Raw genomic sequence first — 2596 nt, 5'->3', positions numbered from 1 at the left:
GGATAGAAAGAGAAATTGCCTGCAATACAGGAATTTGTTCTTGACCAGATAATTTTTTCAGGAGAGTGTCCCATGCTTCGACTGCTGCTTTTTGGTGTAATGAAACTCGACCGCCGGAATTGGGCGATCAGCACCACGAAAAACCTGTCCACTGGACTGGTGTACCCTTAGAACAAGCGATCGCTCATAACTTGGAATCTCTATTTCCAGGGATGAATATTCAAGAATATCATCCGTTTCGCATTACCCGTGATGCTGATTTGATTTTAGAAGAAGATGAAGCAGATGATTTATTGTTAGCGATCGAACAAGAATTGCGAAAACGGCGCTTGGGTGGAAGTCCAGTCCGGCTAGAAATTCAATCCCAGACTCCTGAAATAGTGCGATCGCGATTATTGCATGATTTGGAATTAACAGAAAGCGATCTCTACGAAGTAGACGGTCTTTTGGGACTGCGGGATTTGATGTACTTTATGTCCTTGCCATTGCCAGAACTCAAAGATCCACCACGCCAATCTGTTGTACCATTACGCTTGCAAAGACTCAGGGAACCGAGTTTAGACCCAGATACCCTGGAGACGGACGAAGGAAAAGACTTTTTTGCTGTGATTCGGGAAAAGGATTTGCTAGTACACCATCCTTATCAATCCTTTTCGGCTACAGTGGTGCGCTTTATTACCCATGCTGCCTACGATCCGAATGTGTTAGCCATCAAGATGACCCTTTACCGGACTTCTGGCGACTCGCCCATCGTCAATGCTTTAATTGCCGCCGCCGAAAATGGCAAACAGGTATCCGTACTGGTGGAATTAAAGGCGCGATTTGATGAGGAGAATAATATTTACTGGGCAAAACGACTAGAAAGAGTGGGGGTTCATGTTGTCTATGGTTTAGTGGGGCTGAAAACCCACAGTAAAACCGTCATGGTGGTACGGCGCGAAAAAGACCAGATACGTCGCTACGTCCACATTGGCACTGGTAATTATAACCCAAAAACGGCACGGCTGTATACAGATTTGGGACTATTTAGTTGCCGTGAAGAATTAGGTGCTGACATCACAGATTTATTTAATTTCTTGACCGGATACTCCCTGCAAAAATCTTATCGAGAGTTGCTGGTTGCGCCTGTGAATATGCGCGATCGCTTTTTGGCACTAATTCACCGCGAAATCGAAAATGTTCAAAATGGATTTTCTGGACGCATTGTTGCCAAAATGAATTCTCTAGTCGATCCGCAAATTATTGCCACTTTATATGAAGCCTCCCGCGCCGGAGTGCAAATCGATTTAATTGTCAGAGGCGTTTGCTGTTTGCGTCCTGGACTCAAAGACATTAGTGAAAACATTCGTATAATCAGCATTGTTGGTCGCTTTTTAGAACACTCCCGTATTTATTATTTTCATAACAATACACAGGAAGAAATTTATATTGGCAGTGCCGACTGGATGCGCCGCAACCTAGATCGCCGAGTGGAAGTAATTACCCCAGTCAAAGACCCAGATATTGCTAAAGATTTGCAAGAAATTATGGGAATTATGCTCGCAGATAATCGCCAAGCTTGGGAATTACAAGCCGATGGCACTTACATTCAACGGCGTCCATACAATGATTCTCCAGAAGCTAATTCACAAAAAATTCTCATGAATATGGCATTACGCTCAACTGGTGTAGCCTCAAACTTGATTGATTAAAAAATAAGTTACTTCTACCTTGACAACTAGCTCAACTTAGTTTTTTTAGAAAACTTAATTTTTTTGAGAAGTTATCTAAGTTGTTTGTCATGGGTTAACACAAGTTATTCAACCATAGGGTAGAGTCAGTACTGGCATTTGTTCCCATAAACTAGAGAGGTTATTCTGAAATAATTTCGTCTTTCCCCTCAATGTTAATGTTATCCTGTGAGCTTTCTACCTTGCGTGTTCTAGTAGTTGATGATCACGAGCTGACTCGTTTAACCTTACAATTAGTTTTTTCTTGCCAGGAAAATATTCAAGTAGTAGGTTTAGCCAGTAATGGTGAAGAAGCTATAGAAATGGTTAAACGTTGCCATCCTGACGTAATTGTTCTAGATTTACAGATGCCAGTCATGGATGGCTGGAGTGCGTCTAGTCACATTAAAGCCATATCTCCGAACACCCAGATCCTTGCTTACTCCTCAGTGGAAGACGTAAATTTTCACGGGACAAAGGCAATGTCTAGCTTTGATGACGTTTGCAAGAAAGATGTACCGACAAAGGAACTTATTGCCTTAGTTAGGCAGTTAGGTCAGCGTGCAGGAGATGGTTCAGTTGCAGGATAAAGGATACAGCTACGTTGCTTCGCCAACTCACACTTAGTTAAATTCTGGGGATTTGAAGACATGATACTACTGAGGAGCGTCGGTATAACCTGAAGTTGACGGTTAAACCGACGCAATTTTTGATAGTTTCTACTCTACCGGAATGGTGCGTCTAAATTCATCAATTAATTCATCCAGTTCTTCCAAAGCCTGATTTACGTCAACTCTCAAAGTTCCCAAATTTGGTTTCTCCAGTATACCTAACAGGTACTCGCGTTTACTTTGAACTACGGCAATTCGTTCTTTTATAGTCTGTAA

1 protein-coding gene and 1 pseudogene are annotated in these 2596 nt (G+C 42.2%); both read left to right on the top strand.

Annotation, left to right across the window (positions count from 1 at the left end):
* Positions 1–110 precede the first annotated feature (110 nt).
* Positions 111–1691: pseudogene (ppk1, locus tag LC574_RS35020) on the top strand (polyphosphate kinase 1); the annotation flags it as partial.
* Positions 1692–1882: 191 nt separating this feature from the next.
* Positions 1883–2299, top strand: a complete 417-nt coding sequence (locus LC574_RS35015) for a response regulator transcription factor (RefSeq protein WP_229458216.1) — start codon at positions 1883–1885, stop codon at positions 2297–2299.
* Positions 2300–2596: the final 297 nt, after the last annotated feature.

This window comes from Nostoc sp. CHAB 5715, from assembly GCF_020829685.1.
GTDB lineage: Bacteria > Cyanobacteriota > Cyanobacteriia > Cyanobacteriales > Nostocaceae > Nostoc.
This window is presented reverse-complemented; position numbering and strand designations above follow the sequence as displayed.